At 49.5% G+C, this 14001-nt stretch carries 13 protein-coding genes; 6 read left to right on the top strand and 7 right to left on the bottom strand.

What is annotated here, in order from left to right; genetic code table 11:
• Positions 1–38 precede the first annotated feature (38 nt).
• Entirely contained in the window at positions 39–2477 is a 2439-nt protein-coding gene (gene ynfE / locus OGW16_RS24325) for a selenate/tellurate reductase subunit YnfE (RefSeq protein ID WP_286519148.1), read from the bottom strand.
• Positions 2478–2625: 148 nt separating this feature from the next.
• Positions 2626–2934: a DUF1161 domain-containing protein gene (locus OGW16_RS24330; RefSeq protein ID WP_087050570.1), complete on the bottom strand. Its 309-nt coding sequence runs from the start codon at positions 2932–2934 to the stop codon at positions 2626–2628.
• A gap of 102 nt (positions 2935–3036) precedes the next feature.
• Between OGW16_RS24330 and OGW16_RS24335 the strand changes: the two genes are divergently transcribed.
• Entirely contained in the window at positions 3037–3747 is a 711-nt protein-coding gene (locus OGW16_RS24335; protein ID WP_043017906.1) for a YnfC family lipoprotein, read from the top strand.
• 6 nt (positions 3748–3753) lie between these two features.
• Here the strand turns inward: OGW16_RS24335 and speG are convergent, their stop codons facing one another.
• The gene (speG, locus tag OGW16_RS24340; protein WP_043016370.1) at positions 3754–4314 is read right to left on the bottom strand and encodes a spermidine N1-acetyltransferase; all 561 of its coding nucleotides are present in this window, start codon (positions 4312–4314) and stop codon (positions 3754–3756) included.
• A gap of 35 nt (positions 4315–4349) precedes the next feature.
• Complete coding sequence (locus OGW16_RS24345) at positions 4350–4691, bottom strand: DUF1283 family protein (RefSeq protein WP_043016369.1); 342 nt, start codon at positions 4689–4691, stop codon at positions 4350–4352.
• 153 nt (positions 4692–4844) lie between these two features.
• On the opposite strand from OGW16_RS24345, the gene OGW16_RS24350 reads away from it, so the two are divergent.
• The 4 genes from OGW16_RS24350 to OGW16_RS24365 all read left to right on the top strand — a co-directional run bounded on the left by OGW16_RS24350 (position 4845) and on the right by OGW16_RS24365 (position 9516).
• Positions 4845–5171: a YnfA family protein gene (locus OGW16_RS24350; protein ID WP_043016368.1), complete on the top strand. Its 327-nt coding sequence runs from the start codon at positions 4845–4847 to the stop codon at positions 5169–5171.
• Between the two features lie 107 nt (positions 5172–5278).
• Positions 5279–6493 carry a starvation-sensing protein RspA gene (gene rspA, locus OGW16_RS24355; protein ID WP_043016367.1) on the top strand — a complete coding sequence of 405 codons (1215 nt, stop codon included), beginning with the start codon at positions 5279–5281 and terminating at the stop codon, positions 6491–6493.
• A 60-nt stretch (positions 6494–6553) separates the two neighbouring features.
• Positions 6554–7888, top strand: a complete 1335-nt coding sequence (locus tag OGW16_RS24360; RefSeq protein ID WP_051642672.1) for an MFS transporter — start codon at positions 6554–6556, stop codon at positions 7886–7888.
• Between the two features lie 161 nt (positions 7889–8049).
• Positions 8050–9516: a mannitol dehydrogenase family protein gene (locus tag OGW16_RS24365; protein ID WP_075146148.1), complete on the top strand. Its 1467-nt coding sequence runs from the start codon at positions 8050–8052 to the stop codon at positions 9514–9516.
• 75 nt (positions 9517–9591) lie between these two features.
• Here OGW16_RS24365 and ydfZ read toward each other — a convergent pair whose 3' ends face one another.
• The 3 genes from ydfZ to ydfG form a co-directional block, all read right to left on the bottom strand.
• Positions 9592–9795 (bottom strand): putative selenium delivery protein YdfZ, encoded by a 204-nt coding sequence (gene ydfZ, locus OGW16_RS24370; RefSeq protein ID WP_005121144.1) that lies wholly within the window; start codon positions 9793–9795, stop codon positions 9592–9594.
• A gap of 191 nt (positions 9796–9986) precedes the next feature.
• Positions 9987–10673, bottom strand: coding sequence for a GntR family transcriptional regulator (locus OGW16_RS24375; protein WP_043016365.1), 687 nt, complete (start codon positions 10671–10673; stop codon positions 9987–9989).
• Between the two features lie 86 nt (positions 10674–10759).
• Complete coding sequence (gene ydfG, locus OGW16_RS24380; protein ID WP_043016364.1) at positions 10760–11506, bottom strand: bifunctional NADP-dependent 3-hydroxy acid dehydrogenase/3-hydroxypropionate dehydrogenase YdfG; 747 nt, start codon at positions 11504–11506, stop codon at positions 10760–10762.
• Positions 11507–11643: 137 nt separating this feature from the next.
• Between ydfG and dcp the strand changes: the two genes are divergently transcribed.
• The gene (gene dcp / locus OGW16_RS24385) at positions 11644–13689 is read left to right on the top strand and encodes a peptidyl-dipeptidase Dcp (protein WP_286519152.1); all 2046 of its coding nucleotides are present in this window, start codon (positions 11644–11646) and stop codon (positions 13687–13689) included.
• Positions 13690–14001: the final 312 nt, after the last annotated feature.

Consider the following 14001-nt stretch of genomic DNA (forward strand, 5'->3'; position numbering starts at 1 on the left):
CAATAAAAAATCCATGCTGAGTTGTCATAGGGTAGTCCTTAAACCTTCTCGATCTCGACCAGATTAGTATGCTGTGGATTGCCTTTTGCCAGAGGAGACGGGCGCTGAGTGGTCAAGGTGTTGACGCAGGCGCCATGGTCAATCTTATCGCCGGCCATATTGGCATCGTGCCATGCGCCCTGGCCCATTGCGCTTACGCCGGGCAGGATCCGCGGCGTCACTTTCGCAGGGATGCGCAGTTCACCGCGATCGTTAAAGACCCGCACCATATCGCCATTTGCAATCCCCCGTTTTTGGGCATCGACCGGGTTTATCCACACTTCCTGACGGCAGGACGCCTGGAGAACATCAATATTGCCGTAGCTGGAGTGCGTACGGGATTTGTAGTGGAAGCCAAACATTTGCAGTGGGAAAGAACTGCGTTTTGGGTCATCCCATCCTTCAAACGTTGAGGCGTAAACGGGAAGCGGGCTAATCACTTCATCTTTTTGCAACTCCCAGGTGTTGGCAATCTTCGCCAGTCGGCTGGAGTAAATTTCAATCTTACCCGACGGTGTTTTAAGCGGATTGGCCTGCGGATCGTCGCGGAATTTTTTATAGGCGACAAAGTGCCCGTTTGGATCTTTGCGTTTATAGATCCCCATTTTTTTCAGCTCGTCATAAGAAGGGAGAGCGGGGTCCTTAGCCAGCATTTTCGCGTACAGATACTGAAGCCATTGCTCCTGGGTACGACCTTCCGTAAACCGTTGATACACATCATTGCCAAGACGCTTTGCAACTTCACTCATTATCCAGTAAATCGGTTTGCGCTCGAACTTAGGCGACGTCGCAGGTTGAATAAAAATGAGATACCCCATGTTGCCCGCGTAGTCGTTTGGAATAATATCTTCCTGTTCAACGGTCATTAAATCAGGCAGTAGAATATCGGCATATTTGGCTGAAGAGGTCATGAAGTTTTCAATGACAACTATCATTTCGCATTTCGTGTCGTCCTGAAGGATCTCATGCGTTTTATTGATATCTGAGTGCTGATTGGTGATGGTATTGCCCGCGTAGTTCCAGATAAATTTAATCGGCACGTCGAGCTTATCTTTTCCGCGTACGCCATCGCGGGTAGCGGTCATTTCCTGACCCCGGGCGATTGCGTCCGTCCAGCTAAAACAGGATATCTGGGTTTTGATGGGGTTCTCTGGTAGCGGCATACGTTCAATCGTGATGGTGTAGGTTGATTCTCGTGCACCACTATTGCCGCCGTTGATGCCGACGTTGCCGGTGAGGATTGGCAACATGGCGATTGCGCGTGAGGTCAGTTCACCGTTAGCCTGACGTTGCGGCCCCCAACCCTGACAAATATATGCCGGTTTTGTACTGCCGATTTCCCGTGCCAGTTTAATAATGCGTTCGGCTGGTATCCCGGTGACATGTGAAGCCCATTGCGGAGTTTTGGCAATACCGTCATCACCGTTGCCCAGAATATAGGCTTTGTAGTGCCCGTTAGCCGGCGCGTCGGCGGGCAGGGTTTTTTCGTCATAACCAACGCAGTACGTGTCAAGGAATGCCTGGTCGACGAGATCTTCGTTAATCAGGACCCAGGCGATTCCCGCCACTAATGCGGCATCAGTTCCCGGACGAATAGGGATCCACTCATCTTCACGACCCGCTGCGGTATCAGTATATCGCGGGTCAATGACGATCATCCGGGCATTAGAGCGCTCCCGGGCCTGTTCAAGGAAATAAGTTATTCCGCCGCCGCTCATACGCGTTTCGGCAGGGTTATTGCCGAACATCACTACCAGCTTCGTGTTTTCGATATCGGAAGTGCTGTTGCCTTCGTTAGAACCGTAGGTGTAAGGCATTGCCGCCGCGATTTGCGCGGTACTGTAGGTGCCGTAATGGCTCAGGAAACCGCCATAGCAGTTCATCAGGCGAGCCACCAGCGAGGCATAAGGTGAGGAGCGAGTAATGTTGCCGCCTACAATGCCAGAGGTGTAGTTGATATACACGGCCTCGTTACCGTATTTGTGCACGGTATTTTTCAAACTGGCACTGATGGTATCCAGCGCTTCCTGCCAGGTTATGCGCTCGAATTTCCCTTCACCGCGTTTGCCCACGCGCTTCATTGGGTAATTCAGGCGATCCGGATGATTGATCCGTCGACGAATTGAGCGCCCACGCAAACAGGCGCGAACCTGGTGTTGACCGTAAATGTCGTCTCCGGTCGTATCGGACTCCACCCATACGACTTCGTCATCTTTGACGTGGAGTTGAAGGGCACAACGGCTGCCGCAGTTCACCGAACAAGCACCCCAAACCACTTTTTCTTCCGCAGGTTGTAGCGCCTGTTGTACCGCAGCGGCTGCAGTGCGCATTCCGAAAGGTAACGACAGCCCACCTGCAGCAAGCGCCAGCGAACCGATTGCCGAGGATTTCACTACCGTCCTGCGGCTGATGCCTCCATATTGCTCAGTTTCAGACATAACTCACTCCATTATAGTTATCGCTATATATTAATTTCTATAACGAAATTAATAGCATGCTAATAATGGTTTGAGTTTACCTGGTTATGAGTATGTCATATTAATGCATATCAAACTGGAGTGACCCTCCGCGCACGGAGGGTGTAATTTATTGCGGTTCGGCGACGTGTCCATCCTGTGCTGGGGTGCTATTGGCAGGGGCGTTGCCACTGTTGGTACGGGTATAGAGAATTTTGTGCGTGTCGTTTGCACAATGGCCCACGACCAGTGAATCAGGCTGATCGGCCTGATCGTTGGGGACAATGTTCAGCGTAAAGCTGGATTCTGCCACGCCGTTATTAATGATGCGCTGTTCGATATCGCTTTTCACGCGTTCACATGACGCCGGTGCCGCCAGAACCTGCGGGGACGCGACTACCAGTAAGAGCGCGGCAATTCCTGTTATGTATTTCATCATCAGCTCCTTTATTATCGACATAGACTAAGATTAGCATTTCTGGTGTAAATAACTGTATTTGCTAATATGATTGAGAATTATCTTCTTATCCCGGTGAAAAATGTGAAGAAACAGACCCTGTTAGGATTCCTGTGTGTCGTGCTGGTCGGGTGTGATAACGCCAAAGGCCTGGATTCCTTTACGCCGGAAATGGCCAGTTTTTCCAATGAATTTGATTTCGATCCTCTGCGCGGGCCGGTAAAAGATTTCAGCCAGACGCTGCTTAATGACAAAGGTGAAGTCACCAAACGCGTTGTCGGTACGCTCTCACAGGAAGGGTGCTTCGATACGCTTGAGTTGCATGATATCGAAAACAATACCGGTATGGCGCTGGTCCTGGATGCTAACTATTATCGGGATGCCGAAACGCTGGAAAAACGGATCCGCTTACAGGGTAAATGCCAGTTAGCAGAGCTGCCTGCGGCGGGTGTGGTGTGGGATACCGACGATAACGGTTTCGTTGTTTCTGCCACGGGAAAAGAGATGAAAGTGAAATATCGCTATGATGCGGAAGGCTACCCGTTGGGCAAAACAACCGTCAATAAGGACAATACCTTGCAGGTAGATGCCAAACCGTCGGTCGACCCGTTGAAGAAACTGGATTACACCGCAGTGAGCCTGCTCAACAATCTTCCGTTAGGTAATGTCAAACAAACGTGCAAGTACGATGACTATGCTAATCCGGTCAACTGCCGGCTCGTTATCGTTGACGAGAGCGTTAAGCCGGCAGTTGAACATCATTACTCAATTGAAAACACTATCGATTACTACTAATCGCCTTTACTGAGCGGTAGGTTGCAACAGGTTAGGACCTGACGTTTTATGTTCTGCCAGATACTGCTGCTGGAAGATGCACATGCGGATAGTGTTGCGGTATTGGCCGTTGATAAAGAATTCATGAATCAGCTCACCTTCGACCATAAAGCCGAGTTTACGATAGATATGGATGGCTTTTTCGTTCTCTTTATCAACGATCAGGTACAGCTTATATAAGTTGAGTACGGTAAAGCCGTAATCCATTGCCAGCTTTGCCGCGCGCGTTGCCAGACCTTTGCCCTGATAGTCAGGCGAAATAATGATCTGGAATTCGGCCCGACGGTGCACATGGTTAATTTCAACCAGCTCCACCAGACCGGCTTTTTCACCGTCACACTCCACCACGAAGCGACGTTCGCTTTGGTCGTGAATATGCTTGTCGTACAGGTCTGACAGCTCAACAAACGCTTCGTAAGGTTCTTCAAACCAGTAACGCATTACGCTGGCGTTATTATCAAGCTGATGGACGAATCGTAAATCTTCACGCTCCAGCGGGCGCAACTTAACACTGAGGGCGCTAGTCATATCGTATCCTTTCAATATCCTTCAAAGTGCAATGATTATGGGGCAACGGTGCGGCCAGTACGGCGGTCAAGGCAGCGCAGGGTGTTGGGTTCCCAGTACGCATTAATATTAGCGCTCTGTTCGCACTTATCACGGCTATCGAACGCCGCGTCGGTTTTGTCCCACTCTTTCTCTACACGTTTATTAACTTTCTGGCGTAGTTGACGCGTATCGTTCCATTGTTCCTTTTCCATTGCTGCCTGTTGACGACTTTGCGCACTGTCTCCGGATTCAATGATCAGTTTACTGGTTTCAGCGAATGCGGAAGAGGTGTACACAGCCGCAGCCAGCGTCAGCATAGCCGTCAGGCACAGGCGTTTGGTCAGTGTAATTTTCATGGCGAATTCCTTTTATGGGAAAGGGAAAAAACGATAAAACAGGGTTAAATTCTACACTATTCCGGCTTCCGGGCATACCCACTCAGCGGATATGGATACGCTGGCAATATTCTGTCGTATCATGCTTAAACCTAAGGTAACTGAATAACATCAATGCTTAAGACTACTTTGCTTTTTTTCGTCACCGCATTATGCGAAATCATAGGCTGCTTTTTACCCTGGCTCTGGCTTAAGCGAGGGGCTACGGCCTGGCTACTGATACCCGCCGGGGTGTCACTGGCGTTATTCGTCTGGTTGCTGACGCTGCATCCGGCAGCAAGCGGACGTGTTTATGCAGCCTATGGCGGGGTGTACGTGGTGACCGCGCTGCTATGGCTACGCATTGTCGATGGCGTAAAATTGAGCCTGTATGACTGGTCAGGCGCGCTGGTGGCGCTGTGCGGCATGCTGATCATTGTGGCTGGATGGGGGCGCGCATAGCGCCTTTTTTGTGATCAATCAGCGCTTTTTTGATCATTATACTTGTATGGTAGTAGCTCAGTTGGGTAAATTTCCTGCATCACAAGAACAGATGTAAGGGATAAAAAATGAAGATTGTTGGTGCTGAAGTGTTTGTCACCTGTCCGGGGCGTAATTTTGTAACGTTGAAAATTACGACAGAAGATGGCATCACCGGACTGGGAGATGCCACATTAAACGGACGCGAGTTGTCCGTGGCGTCCTATCTGAAAGATCATGTTTGCCCGCAGCTAATTGGCCGGGATGCACACCGAATCGAGGACATCTGGCAGTTCTTCTACAAAGGCGCGTACTGGCGTCGTGGTCCGGTCACCATGTCGGCGATTTCCGCAGTGGATATGGCGCTATGGGACATCAAAGCGAAAGCTGCAAATATGCCATTGTACCAGCTGCTCGGCGGTGCTTCTCGTGAAGGGGTTATGGTCTACTGTCACACCACAGGCCATACCGTTGATGACGTACTCGAAGACTATGCGCGTCATAAAGAGATGGGCTTTAAAGCCATTCGCGTACAGTGTGGCGTACCTGGCATGAAAACCACTTACGGCATGTCTAAAGGAAAAGGACAGGCCTATGAACCGGCCACCAAAGGGCAATGGCCGGAAGAGCAGTTGTGGTCAACGGAGAAATACCTGGATTTCACGCCAAAACTGTTTGCTGCCGTACGCGATAAGTTTGGTTTCAACGAACATCTTCTGCACGATATGCACCACCGTCTGACGCCTATTGAAGCGGCCCGTTTCGGCAAAAGCATTGAGCAATACCGTCTGTTCTGGATGGAAGACCCAACCCCGGCTGAAAACCAGGAGTGCTTCCGCCTGATCCGCCAGCATACGGTCACGCCGATTGCGGTAGGGGAAGTGTTCAACAGTATCTGGGACTGTAAACAGCTGATTGAAGAACAACTGATCGACTATATCCGTACCACCATCACCCATGCGGGTGGTATCACCGGTATGCGCCGGATTGCCGATTTCGCCTCGCTGTATCAGGTACGTACCGGTTCACATGGGCCTTCCGATTTGTCACCAGTATGCATGGCCGCCGCGCTGCACTTTGATTTGTGGGTGCCGAACTTTGGCGTACAGGAATATATGGGATATTCCGAGCAGATGCTGGAAGTGTTCCCACATAACTGGACCTTTGATAACGGCTATATGCACCCAGGAGACAAACCCGGTCTTGGGATCGAGTTTGACGAAAAACTGGCGGCGAAATATCCGTATGATCCTGCGTATCTGCCCGTTGCTCGCCTGGAAGATGGCACATTGTGGAACTGGTAAATATACATTTTACGTACGAAAGATGTTGATTAACCCAATACCCTACAGAAGGTTAAACTTATGGTTAGTTCAGTCGATATTAAAAATAACGTAGATAATAAGCCCATTATTCGTCGAGTGGCTTCAGCATCCGCAATTGGTACTGCTGCTGAGTATTATGATTTTTTTGCATACGGGACAGCAGCTGTACTCTTTTTTGGTCATCTATTTTTCCCAAGTGACGATCCGTTAATAAGTACTCTCGCTGCTTTTGCAACCTATGCTGTTGGTTTCCTCGCAAGACCATTAGGAGGAATTGTCTTTGGCCATATTGGCGATAAGGTTGGGCGTAAAAAAGCACTGGTTATTACTATATTAATTGTTGGTTTGGGGACGTTCTGTATAGGGTTATTACCTACATATGAGAAAATAGGTGTCTGGGCTCCAGCTTTACTTATTTTTATTCGTGTATTACAGGGATTTGGCGTTGGAGGCGAGCAAGCCGGTGCAGTACTGATGACGGCTGAATATTCTGAACCCAAACATCGTGGATTTTTTTCCAGTTGGGTTCAAATCGGTGCCCCGGTTGGTTTCCTTCTGCCGTTAGCGCTCTTTGCGCTGTTAAATGCCACACTTTCTCCAGAGGCAATGATGGATTACGGGTGGCGTATACCGTTCCTGTTGAGTCTGTTACTGGTTATTGTTGGGCTGTTTATCCGCTTAAAAATTGATGAATCACCGGTCTTTGCTCAGATTAGGGAGACAAAAGCAGAAGAATCACGTCCATTAGTTGAAGTTATCCGCGATTTTCCTGGCATTGTTGTTAAGGGGGTCTGCGCGAAACTGATTGAAGCTTGTACATTTGCAATGTTCACAGTGATTGTTTTGGCTTACGGTAAGGCAAACAATCTTGATGCTAATATTTTGATGGAGACAATGATCGTTGCGGTCATAATAGAAATCATTGCAATACCGTTGATGGGGTCGCTATGCGATAAAATTGGACGTAAACCAGTCTATATTATCGGTGCGCTGCTGCAGGTCGTTATGATTATTCCTTTCTTCCTTGCGATTAATCAGGATAGTTTTTGGCTTACACAAATAGTAATGATCCTGGTGCTGAGTGTTGGGCATAGTATGTGTTATGCACCTCAGGCTTCTTATTTTCCGGAGCTTTTCCCAACTCATATTCGCTGTAGCGGAATAGCATTAATTTGGCAACTGGGGTCGCTAATAGGCAGTGGCATTCTTGGCTTGGTGGCAGTAAAAATTCTGCAAGTAACCGGTGGACATTACTATGGACTTGCAACCTATGTGATTGTACTTGGAGTTATCTCAATTATTGGTTTGTTGATGATGCCGGAAACCGCTCCGCAAAGACTTAAGCGTGAATACCAGCAGTGGCAGAAACATTAATATCCTTTGGCGGCAGTATGCCGCCAAATTCACTGACTTTGGTACATAACTAAACAAATGATGTCATACCAATCATAAAAAGCTTAATGCAAATCAAAACATACAACCATACAGGCGTTACTCTGAGACAGTCCTGATTCCATTGATAAGTAGGCCATACCATGCAAAACAAGCTCCTGGCAGCAAAGGCTGTGCTTCCCGACTACGATCGTACAAAACTGGTTCCGCGTATTGTCCATCTGGGTTTTGGCGCGTTTCACCGCGCACATCAGGGGGTTTACGCTGATATTCTGGCTGCAGAACACGACAGTGACTGGGGTTATTGCGAAGTGAACCTGATTGGCGGTGAGCAGCAGATTGCCGATCTCAAACAGCAAGATAATCTGTATACCGTTGCAGAAATGTCTGCGGATGCCTGGACTGCAAGAGTCGTGGGCGTGGTGAAAAATGCCCTGCATGCGCAGGTTGATGGTCTGGAAAGCGTACTGGCCGCGATGTGCGAACCGCAGGTTGCGATCGTTTCCCTGACCATCACCGAGAAAGGATATTGCCACTCTCCGGCGACCGGTCAATTGATGTTAGACAACCCAATGATTGCCGCCGATCTGCAAAACCCTACACAACCAAAAACTGCGCCTGGCGTTGTTGTTGAAGCCCTGGCACGTCGCAAAGCTGCGGGTTTAGGCGCCTTTACCGTGATGTCTTGCGACAACATGCCAGAAAACGGTCATGTGATGCGCAATGTTGTCACTGCGTATGCCCGGGCGGTAGATGCTGATCTGGCTGCGTGGATTGAACAACATGTGACATTCCCTTCAACAATGGTTGACCGCATCGTCCCGGCGGTTACCCAGGATACGCTGGACAAAATTGAACGCATCACCGGCGTTCGCGACCCGGCAGGCGTGGCATGCGAACCGTTCCGTCAGTGGGTTATTGAAGATAACTTTGTCGCCGGTCGCCCTGAATGGGAGAAGGCTGGCGCGGAGCTGGTCGCTGATGTTATTCCGTTTGAAGAGATGAAACTGCGTATGCTTAACGGCAGTCACTCTTTTCTTGCTTATCTTGGCTATCTGGCTGGGTATCAGCACATTAACGACTGTATGGGCGATGAAAACTATCGTCTTGCCGCCCGCGCGCTGATGCTGCAGGAACAAGCGCCAACCCTGAAAGTTAAGGGCGTGGATCTACAGCACTATGCCGATCTGTTAATTGAGCGCTACAGCAACCCGGCACTGCGTCATCGTACCTGGCAGATTGCTATGGATGGCAGTCAAAAATTGCCGCAGCGTATGCTTGATTCCGTTCGCTGGCACATTGTACACGGTAGCTGCTTTGAGTTACTGGCCCTGGGCGTGGCAGGCTGGATGCGCTACGTCGGCGGTGTGGATGAACAGGGCCAGGCGATTGAAATTAGCGATCCACTGTTGCCGGTGATCCAGAATGCAGTGCGTAGCAGTAACGAAGGTGAAGAGCGCGTTCAGGCGCTGCTGGCTATCGATGCTATATTTGGGCGTGAACTGCCGCAGGTTGAACGGTTCAAAAACCAGGTCACACAAGCGTATCTTGCTTTACTGGCAGAAGGGGCGAAGGCAACGGTTGCGAAGTATGCTGCAAAACTGAAGTAAAGAAGAACACCTTTCAGGTCGCCATCTGGCTGTAAACGGGCCAGATGGCGCATTGTTTTCTGGCATTCACACCAATTAGTTCATGCCCAAACGAATCAGTTCGAGGGGGGCATATTTACCTTCACACCCTTCGATTTCCACTGTTTTTCCGCGGCGAATTTGCTCAGCGGTCAGGCCATCGGTATCTATCGCTGTAATGCGGCCTGTGAGTCCGGAGTCGCTAATCATGACGCGGCTGCCAGTGGTGATTGCGTTGCGGTTACGATCGTATGTTTTCATGGTGTTTTCTCCTTTCCAACTTACCGTCAAAGCCCGTGGGCTTTTAGTCCCACGTAACGGGCGCAATATAAATACGCTTCTCGTTAATGATTTTTTTTGTTTTCGATCAAAATCACAGCTTTTTTTATGCAGATGTGCGGGAGAGGGAAACATACAGGAGAAACTCACCTCGATGTGAGGTGAGTGTGGTATTAATCTTCGCTGAACCAGTCGCTATTTTCCTGACGGATCAACTGAACGGACTCACCAATTTCCTGGAGGTGCAGCATCATTGCACGCTCAACGGCATCGCCATCATGTTTCTCAAGTGCGGCAAAGATATCGTGATGCTGACGCAGCAGCATTTCTGGCGGGGAAATATGATCCAGGCTCATATAACGAACGCGGTCGATCGTGGCCTTAATATTCTCGACGGTGTCCCAGGCAAGCTGGCACTCGGCGATGAGAGCCAGTTTCTGATGAAACTCGTCATCAAGCTGGAAGAAATCATTAATTTGCTTGCGGTCAATCGCAATGCGCTGCTGATGCAGGTTTTGCTCGAGCTGATAACACTGTTTATCGGTGATCAATGATGCGGCGCGGCGGACCACGGCACATTCAATTGCCTGGCGAACAAAACAGCCGTTTTGTACCTGCGACAGCGAAATTTTATTCACGTAGCTGCCACGCTGCGGACGGATCTGAATCAGGCCATTCTCTGCCAGTTTAATGAATGCTTCTCGTACCGGCTGGCGTGACACATTAAAGCGTACGGAAACCTCTTTCTCCGACAACGGGGTACCGGGCGCAATCAGACAATGCACGATATCACGACGAAGAATACGGTAAATCTGTTGATTTACTGGCTGTGTAGGGTTGAGCTGCGTTTCTACGGTCATTCATTCTTACTTTTTAGAGAGTTAACCCAGGTATTTTATCACTTATTTCAGGCTATCTATACCCGGCGCAAGGCCGGGCAGAGAAATTAGCCACGATGAATACTCAGTCCGGCAAAAGACTGTGCCACAGGCATCATTTCAAGGGTGTTAATGTTGACATGAGCGGGTAAAGACGCCACCCACCATACCGCTTCAGTGACATCTTGCGGGGTCAGCGCTGTGGTATTTTCGTAAGCTTTTTCAGCTTTAGCGTCATCGCCTTTGAAACGGACATTTGAGAACTCCGTACCGCCAACCAGACCCGGTTCAATGTCGGTGACGCGAATCGCAGTACCGTGTAAGTCAGTACGTAAATTCAGGCTAAACTGGCGAACAAACGCCTTGGTTGCACCATAGACGTTACCGCCAGCGTATGGCCAACTGCCCGCCGTAGAACCAATATTGATAATATGACCGCGGTTGCGCTCAACCATACCAGGCAGAACAGCACGGGTCATATAAACCAGGCCTTTGTTGTTGGTGTCGATCATATTTTCCCAGTCTTCAATGCTGGCTTTATGAGCAGGCTCAAGGCCCAGCGCCAGACCCGCGTTGTTGACCAGAATATCAATATTGCGCCATTCAGCAGGTAAGGCGTCCAGCATCTCTTCAATTGATGCACGATTACGTACGTCCAGTTGCGCAGTATAGAGACGGTCACCCAACTCATCTTTGAGTTCCTGCAGGCGCTCCTGGCGGCGTCCGGTGGCAATAACTTTATGCCCATTCTCAATAAAACGACGCGTAATGCACTCACCAAAACCTGCGGTTGCTCCGGTTACTAAAACGATCATCTCACTGTTCCTCAACGCTTTTTATGTAGTACTACCATAGCACGTCACTTCCGTTCAGAGCTATTGCTGCTTAACACGATTGCGGTCGATTCGTGGGAAGTCTACTCTGGTAAACAAATCGTTTTCAGGAGTGAAAGATGTCGTTAACGAATCCTTTTTTACACCACAGCACATTACCTTATCAGGCGCCGCAGTTTGATCAGATTGACGTGCAACATTATCGTCCTGCGTTCGATGAAGGTGTGCGGCAAAAGCGCGCAGAGATCGAAGGGATTGTGCAAAACCCGCAGCGCCCTGATTTTGCGAATACTTTACTGGCGCTTGAGCAAAGTGGCGCGCTGCTCACGCGGGTGACCAGCGTTTTCTTCGCGATGACGGCGGCGCACACCAACGATGAACTACAACGCCTTGACGAAGAGTTTTCCGCAGAGTTGGCGAGCCTTGCCAATGATATCTATCTCAACAGTGCGCTTTTCGCCCGCGTCGAAAACGTCTGGCAACGGCGCAGTTCCTCAGGACTGGATAGCGAATCAATACGCCTGCTGGAAGTCGCCTACCAGCGTTTTGTATTGGCCGGCGCCTGTCTGAATGAGACGGATAAAGCCCGCCTTAAAGCGCTTAATACGGAGTCAGCCACGCTGACCAGCCAGTTTAATCAACGCCTGCTGGCGGCGAACAAGTCTGGTGCTATGGTGGTGGATGATGTCCGGCATCTGGACGGGCTCAGCACAGAGGAAATTGCTGTTGCCGCCGAAACTGCAAGGGAAAAAGGGCTTGAAGCGCGTTGGGTTATCCCGTTATTAAACACCACTCAGCAGCCAGCGCTTGCGGTATTACGCGATCGTCAGACCCGTGAAAATCTGTTCACCCGCGCATGGACACGGGCTGAAAACAATGATGCTAACGACACTCGGGCTATTATTCAGCGACTGGTGGAGATCCGGATGCAGCAGGCGAAACTGCTCGGTTTTGCTAATTACGCTGCATGGGAAATTGCCGACCAGATGGCAAAAACGCCGGAAGCGGCACTGACATTCATGCGGTCTATTGTTCCGGCCGCGCGAGCGCGAGCGTTAGATGAGCAGGCTGAAATCCAGAAAGTTATCTTTCAGCAAGACGGGCAGTTTAGCGCCGAGGCCTGGGACTGGTCGTTTTATGCCGAGCAGGTCCGTCGTGAGAAATATGCCCTTGATGAGGCTCAGCTCAAACCTTATTTTTCCCTGGATTCGGTACTGAACGAGGGCGTTTTCTGGACGGCCAATCAGCTCTATGGCATCAAATTCGTGGAGCGATTCGACATTCCTGTTTATCACCCGGATGTACGGGTATGGGAAATATTCGATCATGATGGCATAGGGTTGGCGTTATTTTACGGTGATTTCTTTGCCCGGGAATCAAAAAGCGGTGGAGCCTGGATGGGTAATTTTGTTGAGCAATCGCTACTTAACGAAACCAGACCGGTTATTTACAACGTCTGTAATTATCAAAAACCTGCAAAAGAGCAGCCCGCGTTACTGCTGTGGGATGATGTTATTACGTTATTTCATGAGTTTGGACATACGTTGCACGGTCTGTTTGCCACTCAGCGTTATGCCACACTTTCAGGAACCAATACTCCGCGGGATTTTGTCGAGTTCCCTTCGCAGATCAACGAGCACTGGGCGAGTCATCCGCAGGTCTTTGCCCGTTTTGCCCGGCATGTCGATACCGGGGAGCACATGCCGCAGGCATTGCGAGATAAAATGCAGCAGGCAAGTCTGTTTAACAAAGGTTACGACATGACTGAACTGCTCAGCGCCGCATTGCTGGATATGCGCTGGCACTCTCTGGAAATGAGCGACGCATCTCATCCGGTCGATCAATTTGAACAGCAGGCGCTGGTGGCAGAAGGGTTGGATCTCAAGGCCGTGCCGCCACGTTATCGCAGTAGTTATTTTGCCCATATTTTCGGCGGCGGCTATGCCGCTGGTTATTACGCCTACCTGTGGACGCAAATGCTGGCCGACGACGGCTATCAGTGGTTTGTAGAGCAGGGCGGATTAACCCGGGAAAACGGGCAGAAATTCCGCGATGCGATTTTGTCGCGCGGGAATAGCACTGATTTAGCTGTGCTTTATCGCCACTGGAGCGGACGCGATCCCCAAATGGAGCCGATGCTCAAACATCGTGGTTTGAGCGCGTAAGGTTTGTTTAGATGACGAGAAGAACCGGGCGTGATGCCCGGTTTTTTATCTTGTGTTCATCGTTCCAATTGATAACGCTTATTCTCATTTTAACTATGCTGTCCGAGTTGTATATTGTTTTGCTTGATATGTTTTCGTTTCATTAAATATGAAACAAGGAAAGGGGTGGTTAATATATCTCATTGATATTTAATGGTTAAGTGTGAGTTTCAATCATCTTGCGACCTATAATGAAGGAGTCGTTAATTTGTTGTCTAATAACTACTATTAAAAAATTTACATAAATTTTCTTTTTTGTCGTTAAGATAATTA

This window comes from Citrobacter sp. Ce104 (assembly GCF_030334595.1).
Taxonomy (GTDB): domain Bacteria; phylum Pseudomonadota; class Gammaproteobacteria; order Enterobacterales; family Enterobacteriaceae; genus Citrobacter; species Citrobacter europaeus.

What these genes read in the sequence shown, in the direction of transcription:
- OGW16_RS24330 (WP_087050570.1), bottom strand. Translation starts at nt 2,934, where the DNA reads ATGATGAAATACATAACAGGAATTGCCGCGCTCTTACTGGTAGTCGCG.
- OGW16_RS24350 (WP_043016368.1), top strand. Translation starts at nt 4,845, where the DNA reads ATGCTTAAGACTACTTTGCTTTTTTTCGTCACCGCATTATGCGAAATC.
- dcp (WP_286519152.1), top strand. Translation starts at nt 11,644, where the DNA reads ATGTCGTTAACGAATCCTTTTTTACACCACAGCACATTACCTTATCAG.
- OGW16_RS24375 (WP_043016365.1), bottom strand. Translation starts at nt 10,673, where the DNA reads ATGACCGTAGAAACGCAGCTCAACCCTACACAGCCAGTAAATCAACAG.
- ynfE (WP_286519148.1), bottom strand. Translation starts at nt 2,477, where the DNA reads ATGTCTGAAACTGAGCAATATGGAGGCATCAGCCGCAGGACGGTAGTG.
- OGW16_RS24360 (WP_051642672.1), top strand. Translation starts at nt 6,554, where the DNA reads ATGGTTAGTTCAGTCGATATTAAAAATAACGTAGATAATAAGCCCATT.
- OGW16_RS24345 (WP_043016369.1), bottom strand. Translation starts at nt 4,691, where the DNA reads ATGAAAATTACACTGACCAAACGCCTGTGCCTGACGGCTATGCTGACG.
- speG (WP_043016370.1), bottom strand. Translation starts at nt 4,314, where the DNA reads ATGACTAGCGCCCTCAGTGTTAAGTTGCGCCCGCTGGAGCGTGAAGAT.
- ydfZ (WP_005121144.1), bottom strand. Translation starts at nt 9,795, where the DNA reads ATGAAAACATACGATCGTAACCGCAACGCAATCACCACTGGCAGCCGC.
- rspA (WP_043016367.1), top strand. Translation starts at nt 5,279, where the DNA reads ATGAAGATTGTTGGTGCTGAAGTGTTTGTCACCTGTCCGGGGCGTAAT.
- OGW16_RS24365 (WP_075146148.1), top strand. Translation starts at nt 8,050, where the DNA reads ATGCAAAACAAGCTCCTGGCAGCAAAGGCTGTGCTTCCCGACTACGAT.
- ydfG (WP_043016364.1), bottom strand. Translation starts at nt 11,506, where the DNA reads ATGATCGTTTTAGTAACCGGAGCAACCGCAGGTTTTGGTGAGTGCATT.